Origin of the sequence: Niastella sp. (assembly GCF_045805085.1) — a bacterium.
Taxonomy (GTDB): domain Bacteria; phylum Bacteroidota; class Bacteroidia; order Chitinophagales; family Chitinophagaceae; genus Niastella.
This window is the reverse complement of sequence record NZ_JBJMLX010000248.1, coordinates 1-7,477: the sequence shown is the minus strand read 5'-3', so window position 1 is coordinate 7,477 and position 7,477 is coordinate 1. Positions and strand designations below refer to the sequence as shown.

At 45.9% G+C, this 7,477-nt stretch carries 5 protein-coding genes; 3 read left to right on the top strand and 2 right to left on the bottom strand.

Translation table 11 applies throughout. The annotated features are described in order from the left end of the window. Together ACJ751_RS12820 and ACJ751_RS12815 are read left to right on the top strand one after the other, a co-directional pair. Nucleotides 1-2,470 (top strand): M1 family aminopeptidase (locus tag ACJ751_RS12820; RefSeq protein ID WP_407745892.1); only part of this gene is annotated, 2,470 nt, incomplete at its 5' end. Nucleotides 2,471-2,485: 15 nt separating this feature from the next. After that, on the top strand, nucleotides 2,486-3,412 hold the full coding sequence (locus ACJ751_RS12815) for a GNAT family N-acetyltransferase (RefSeq protein WP_407745891.1): 927 nt from the start codon (nucleotides 2,486-2,488) through the stop codon (nucleotides 3,410-3,412). Nucleotides 3,413-3,602: 190 nt separating this feature from the next. Here the strand turns inward: ACJ751_RS12815 and ACJ751_RS12810 are convergent, their stop codons facing one another. Beyond that, entirely contained in the window at nucleotides 3,603-4,271 is a 669-nt protein-coding gene (locus ACJ751_RS12810) for a 2-C-methyl-D-erythritol 4-phosphate cytidylyltransferase (protein WP_407745890.1), read from the bottom strand. Between the two features lie 330 nt (nucleotides 4,272-4,601). Next, nucleotides 4,602-4,976 (bottom strand): STAS domain-containing protein, encoded by a 375-nt coding sequence (locus ACJ751_RS12805; protein WP_407745889.1) that lies wholly within the window; start codon nucleotides 4,974-4,976, stop codon nucleotides 4,602-4,604. 110 nt (nucleotides 4,977-5,086) lie between these two features. Here ACJ751_RS12805 and ACJ751_RS12800 point away from each other — a divergent pair. Continuing rightward, on the top strand, nucleotides 5,087-7,477 hold a 2,391-nt coding region (locus tag ACJ751_RS12800; protein WP_407745888.1), incomplete at its 3' end, for an ATP-dependent Clp protease ATP-binding subunit.

Here is a 7,477-nt window from a genome sequence, read left to right as displayed (position 1 = left end):
TACCGGTCATAGCTACCAGGTAACCCAATGGTACCCCAAACCGGCGGTATATGACCACTTTGGCTGGCATCCTATGCCGTACCTGGACCAGGGTGAGTTTTATGGCGAGTTTGGCAGTTTTGATGTGCGCATTACGGTTCCGGATAAATATGTAGTAGCGGCAACCGGTGAGTTGCAGAATGAAGCAGAGAAACAATGGCTGGTAGAGAGAGCTTCTTTTGTACCGCCAGTAGCTGTGCCGAAAAACAAGAAGCCTGTGGCGGGGAAAAAGCCTATGGCAGACGGCAAACGGCCCTCCTACGCTAAAGCTTCGGCGGGCAAGGCAAAAAGCAAAGGCCCCTCCTACGCTAAAGCTTCGGCGGGCAAGGGAAAACCAGTCAATCACAAACCATTAACTACCGTAGTAAAAATAAACCGGGTTCCGCAAACCCTCAAGACCTTACAATACAAGCAGGATAATGTACACGACTTTGCCTGGTTTGCCGATTCAAACTTTGTGGTAAAACAGGACACTATTCAACTGGCATCGGGCAGGGTAGTGCAGGCGATGAGTTTTTACCGGTCGGCCAACAGCGAAGCCTGGAAGAAAAGTGTTCAGTATATAAAAGATGCGGTGCATTATAGATCAACCCTTATTGGTGAATATCCTTATAAGGTAGTAAGTGTGGTGGAAGCACAAATGGGTTTTGACGGCGGTATGGAATATCCCACCATCACCGCTCTTTCCCCGGGCATGGATAGTAAAGAGCTCGACATGACCATTGAACATGAAGTAGGGCATAACTGGTTTATGGGCATTTTAGCCAGCAACGAACGCGACCATGCGTGGATGGATGAAGGCGTGAACACCTATTTCGATGACCGGTACAACGCCATCAAATACCCCGGGGTAAATTATCCGAAATGGATAGCCAACAGATTGCCCGATAACCTGAACGAACTGGCCGTCGATGGCCTGGCAAAGCTCAAAAAAGACCAGCCGGTTGAAAGCCCTTCCTCTGATTTTACCTTTGTGAATTACCCGATCATAGTGTATATGAAAACGGGTGTGCTGTTAAAACACCTGGAGAATGCCATGGGTACCCGGCGCTTCGACAGTTGTATGCAGGCGTATTACCGGCAATGGCAGTTCAGACATCCCTACCCAAAAGATTTTCAACAAAGTTTTACCGTGGGCGATGGAAAGGCCGTGAACCAATTTTTTGATTCACTGCAACAGAAAGGCGGGGTCACCACCATGGCGCATCCAAAAAAGATAAAACCGGTATGGTTGTTCTCCTTAAAAAATTACGACAGCGTAAATTATATCAATATAATGCCGTCGATAGGGTACAATGTGTACGATCATTTTATGATCGGGTTAGTATTGCACAACTATTCTTTTCCCGCGCACAACCTGCAGTATTTTTTAGCGCCGATGTATGCAACCGGCAGCAAAGAGTTCGTAGGTCTTGGCCGGGTAGGCTATACCTGGCGGCCCAATAAAACTTTCGAAAAGATTGATCTGTCGGTAAGCGGGGCGCATTTTTCAACCCTCGATGGAACAGATAGCAACGCCCATAAAATAACAGCCGGTTTTTATAAAGTGGCGCCGGCCTTGCGATTCACGTTTGCCAAAAAAGAGCCGCGCAGCAGTGTAGAGAAGTGGCTCGAGTGGCGCACATTCCTGATCTGGGAGAATAATTTTAAGTATGTGCAGGGCCAGGATGAGGTCTACTACCCAACAAAAGGCAAAACCACCCGGCGGTATTTGAACCAGTTAAGTTTTAATATAGCCGATTACCGCGTGTTGTATCCATGCGATCTGCAATTACAGGTACAACAGGGCGATGGTTTTTACCGCGCTTCTGCCACCGGTAATTATTATTTCAATTATGCCAATTATGGCGGGTTGCAAATGCGCCTGTTTGCTGCCAAATTCGGTTATATAGGCGAGAAAACGGCCGCCAAACAATTCAGCACGTACATCTATCAACCCAAGCTTACTGCCGTACGGGGTAATGAAGATTATACCTACAGCAATTATTTTGTTGGTCGTAATGAAAACACGGGCCTGGCCAGTCAGCAGATCATGATGCGCGATGGCGGCTTGAAATTACGAACCGATATTTTCCAGGGTTTGCAGGGCCGTTCAGACAACTGGATCGCATCGATGAACCTGAATACCACTTTGCCCAAAGGCTTGTTGCCGTTGAACCTGCCGGTAAAAATATTCCTGGATGCAGGCACCTATGCCGATGCCTGGAAGAAAGATGCTCCTACCAGCCGCTTTTTGTATGTGGCCGGGTTGCAGGTAACTATGTTTAAAGACCTGCTGAACGTGTATGCACCTGTATTATACAGTAAGGAATTCAGGGATAACCTGAAAACGGTTCCCGATGAAAATTCATTCATTAAAAAGATCTCATTCAGTATAGATATTCACCGCTTTAATATTCACAAAGCAACAGATAATAAGATCCCGTTTTAGTATCTTACCGGCATCATGTTGCAAAGCAACCTACAATATCTGCATCGTAACCAGGTTGATGCCGTTAAATGGGATCAATGTATTGACAAAGCTCCTAACGGGCTTATTTATGCCTTTTCTTTTTACCTGGACCATATGGCCCCCGGCTGGAGCGCTTTGGTCTTGGGCGATTATGAAGCCGTGATGCCCTTGCCTCTGCGGCAAAAATGGGGTGTTCAATATATTTATAAACCGGCGCTGGTAGCTTCACTCGGCGTGTTTGGCCAGTCCCTGACGAAAGAGCTGGTGAAACAGTTCATCCAGGCCATCCCACCCGCGATTAAATTGATCGACACCTGTTTGAACGCGGGTAATATCTTTCAAAACCCGCCTGAGTTTCACCAACTGCACAACAATTTTATTTTATCCCTGCAAGCACCCTATGAACAATTATACAGCGGGTATCGCGACAATATAAAACGCAACATAAAACGCGCGCAAAAACTGAACAACAGGTATACCACTGAAATAGGTGTGGAGGAAGTGATTAGACTGGCGCAGATGCAGCCCGATCGTAGCAGTCATGTTACGGCGACGGATTATGCCAACTTCACCAGGTTATATCAGTTGCTGCAGGCACAAAAGAAGGCGGTGGCCTGTGGTGTATACACGCCCGCCAATGAACTGGTAGCATCCTGTGTGTATTTTTTTTCGCATAATAGGGCTTACTATATTTTTGTGGGGAACCATCCCAATGGCAGAACGCAGGGCGCCTCACATTTTTTAATTGACCGGTTTATCCACGAACATGCCGGCACCGGTTTGCTGCTCGATTTTGAAGGCGGGGATTTTCACAACCTGGCATTTTTTTATAGCAGCTTCGGTGCTCAACCCGAAATATATCCGGCGCTGTATGTGAACCGTCTGTCGTGGTGGATGAAGTTGCTTAGTGGGAAGGAGTAGGCAGAAGGCAGAAGGCAGAAGGCAGAAAAAATGCCGGCGGCGCAAGGAAATTATTAATCTCAAACAATCGCGAGCCATTCACGATTCACGATTCACGATTCACGATTCACGATTCACGATTCACGATTCACGATTCACGATTCACGATTCACGATTCACGATTGCCGATTCACGATTCACGATCCACCATTCACCGTTCTTCAAGGATCTTTTCAGCCAATAAAATATCCAATGGCCTGGTGATCTTGATATTGGAAGCTTCACCTTCAATCAACTGAATGGGTATGCCCAGTTTTTCTACTACACTGGCCTCGTCGGTGAACGAGGGATCGTAGGGTTGTTCAAAGGCTTTTTTTATGAGGTCGCTGTAAAATGTTTGCGGGGTTTGAATGATGCGAACCTGTTGGCGATCGAGCAGGTGGTTGCCATTGGCAGTTTCAATACGCAGGGTATCGATGGGTTGAATGGCCGGAATGGCATTGCCTTTATCAAGCGCAGCGTCGTAGCAACGATGAATGAGGTTGGTGGTTATCAAACATCTTACCGCATCATGAACAAAAACGATGGAAGGATCGTTAATAGAGGTAAGTCCATTTTTAACGGAATGAAAGCGGGTCTCACCACCCACCGTGATCCTTATACGGGCAGGATTTGTAGTAGTAGCTACGATGTCTTCTCCGGTACGTAAATGATCCTGTGGCAGTACAAGAATGATCTCCAGCTCGGGCCAGGCTTCCAGGAAAGTATGAAGCGAATGCCAGAGCACCGGTTTACCGCGCAATGGCAGAAATTGTTTTGGGATAGCAGTACCCATTCGCAATCCGGATCCTCCGGCGACTATGACGGCGTATTTCTTCATACTTCCGATCCGCCAGCTGACGGAGTTATTGTTTTTTATAGTTGATTATGTTTGATTTACCAGTTGCCGTGATGCCTTGAAACTTAAAGCGTAAGCATGTAAGATAAAGCGATTTTCATCTTTGCCCTTTGCCTTTTGCTTTGCCCGCCGTCCGCGTGTCGCTGAAGCTTTAGCGGAGGCGCAAGCTTTAGCGTAGGAGGGCCATCTGCCTTTTTCGAACTTTAACATTTCAAAAAAAGGTGTTTTCACGGAATTTAATCAGCAGAGCAGATGACACAACGGCGGTTCAACAAATTGCTCATGGCAGGTACCCATTTGAACTCAAACAGGTTACATGCTATCACCCAGTTCGCGTTCAATTTCTTCCATGTGCAAAATGTCCCAGGCTTCGCTTTCAGTAGGTGCTATGTTCAACAATTCAAGTAATCCGTCATCGTCCAATGCTTTTTCCACCTGCTTTTGCATACAACAGATCACAAAGGATGCATTTTGCTCGTAAAACGAATGTTGGATGGTAACCAGGTGCTCACCGGCAGCGTTATCAATGTTTTGAGTGTCTTGTAAATTAAGCACCACGTTTTTAACTTCCTGTTTCAAGAAGGGCATTAAACAAGTATCCAATTCTTCTGTCATATTAGCAGATAAAACTGGCTCTTTGATTGTTATGGCATGGAATTTCTCACTGGTATCAATTTTGAACTGCATATTGACCTTTTAAGTACTTAAAAATAGCTGGCAACCGTTAATAAAAGGGAACAACATAATGTCAAAAATATTCGTTATTATTGTATAACACACAACAAATTATAAATAAAATGGACAACAATTTTTCAGCCCAGGTGAAGGAGATCATTTCTTTTAGCAGAGAGGAGGCTTTACGGCTTGGGAACGATTTTATCGGAACTGAACATTTGTTGCTGGGGTTGATCCGTGAAGGAGAGAACACTGCTGTCCGTATACTGAAAAGCTTTAATGTGGATCTGTACGAATTGCGGAAAGAGGTTGAACTGGCAGTAAAAGACAAGACCGGTAAAAACATTGCTAACATAAACAGTCTGCCACTCACCAAACAGGCCGAAAAGGTGATACGCGTTACTGTGCTGGAAGCAAAAGCCCTAAAGAGTCCGACAGTTGAAACGGAACATTTAATGCTCTCCATTCTCAAGAATAAGGAAAACATAGCAACTCAAATCTTAAATCAGTTCGACGTGGATTACGATTTATTCAGAAACGAATTAGGCGTTGTTAAAAGCAACGACGTACGCAGTGAATATGCCGACGAGAACGAAGATGATTTTGATGATGAAAAGAAGTACTCGCAGCAGAAATCACGCTCTGCCGGAAATGCAAAAAGCAAAACACCGGTATTAGACAATTTTGGCCGCGATATTACACGTTTAGCAGAAAGTGGCGCCCTTGACCCTATCGTTGGACGTGAGGAAGAAATTGAAAGAGTATCGCAGATCCTGAGTCGTCGTAAGAAGAACAACCCGATCCTGATCGGCGAACCCGGTGTAGGTAAAACTGCCATCGTTGAGGGTTTGGCCCTTCGTATCGTTCAAAGAAAGGTATCAAGAGTATTGTTTGATAAGCGTGTGATCTCATTAGACCTTGCTGCCCTGGTAGCCGGTACAAAATACCGCGGTCAGTTTGAAGAGCGCATGAAAGCGATCATGAATGAACTCGAGAAGAACAGGGATGTGATCCTGTTCATCGATGAAATTCATACCATCGTAGGTGCCGGTGGTGCAAGCGGATCACTCGATGCCTCAAACATCTTTAAACCAGCCCTCGCCCGTGGCGAGCTCCAATGCATTGGCGCTTCTACCCTGGATGAGTACAGAATGTACATTGAGAAAGACGGTGCGCTCGATCGTCGTTTCCAAAAGGTAATGGTAGAACCACCAAGTGTTGATGAAACCATCCAGATCCTGAACAACATCAAATCAAAATACGAAGACTATCACAACGTTACTTACAGTGACGATGCCATCGATGCCTGCGTAAAATTGAGCGACCGTTACATTACCGATCGTTTATTGCCCGACAAAGCAATCGACGTAATGGATGAAGTAGGCGCCAGGGTTCACTTAAAGAACATCAACGTGCCGAAAGAGATCCTCGATCTGGAGAAAAAGATCGAAGATGTAAAGGTGGAAAAGAATAAAGTAGTAAAGAGCCAGAAGTTTGAAGAAGCAGCTTCTTTACGCGATACCGAAAAACGTTTGCAGGAAGACCTGGAAAAAGCGAAAGCAAGCTGGGAAGAAGAAAGCAAACATAAACGCTATCCCATAGACGACGAAGCCATTGCAGAAGTAGTGAGCATGATGACCGGTATCCCCGTTAAACGGATGGTACAGGCAGAAAGCGAGAAACTGCGCCGCATGGCCGAAGATATGCGCGGAATGGTGGTAGGGCAGGAAGATGCGATCGATAAAGTGGTGAAAGCCATCCAGCGTAACCGCGTTGGGTTGAAAGATCCTAAAAAACCGATCGGTACATTTATCTTCCTCGGACCTACGGGTGTTGGTAAAACCGAGCTGGCCCGTTCACTGGCCCGCTACATGTTCGACTCTGAAGATGCGCTGATCCGCATCGACATGAGTGAATACATGGAAAAATTCACCGTGAGCCGTTTAATTGGCGCGCCTCCGGGATATGTGGGTTATGAAGAAGGCGGTCAGTTAACCGAGAAAGTTCGCCGCAAACCCTATTCGGTGATCCTGCTCGATGAAATTGAAAAGGCACACCCGGATATTTACAACATCCTGTTACAGGTGCTGGACGATGGTCAGTTGACTGATGGTTTAGGCAGAAGAGTAGACTTCAAGAATACCACCATCATCATGACCTCGAACATTGGGGTACGTCAGTTGAAAGATTTTGGCGACGGCGTAGGTTTTGCTACCGCAGCACGTACACAGAACGCTAATGAAAATAACAAAGCTGTTATTGAAAAAGCGCTGAAACGTACTTTCTCGCCTGAGTTTTTGAACCGTATCGATGATGTGATCATCTTCAATACACTCCATAAGGAACATATATTCCTCATCATCGATATTCTGATGAAGGGTGTTCTGAAGCGTCTCACAAATCTTGGATTCACTCTTGAATTAACTGAGGAGGCCAAGAACTTCCTTGCCGACAAGGGATACGATCAGCAGTTTGGAGCAAGGCCGTTGCACCGGGCGATCCAGAAATACCTG

What these genes read in the sequence shown, in the direction of transcription:
- ACJ751_RS12815 (WP_407745891.1), top strand. Translation starts at nt 2,486, where the DNA reads ATGTTGCAAAGCAACCTACAATATCTGCATCGTAACCAGGTTGATGCC.
- ACJ751_RS12810 (WP_407745890.1), bottom strand. Translation starts at nt 4,271, where the DNA reads ATGAAGAAATACGCCGTCATAGTCGCCGGAGGATCCGGATTGCGAATG.
- ACJ751_RS12805 (WP_407745889.1), bottom strand. Translation starts at nt 4,976, where the DNA reads ATGCAGTTCAAAATTGATACCAGTGAGAAATTCCATGCCATAACAATC.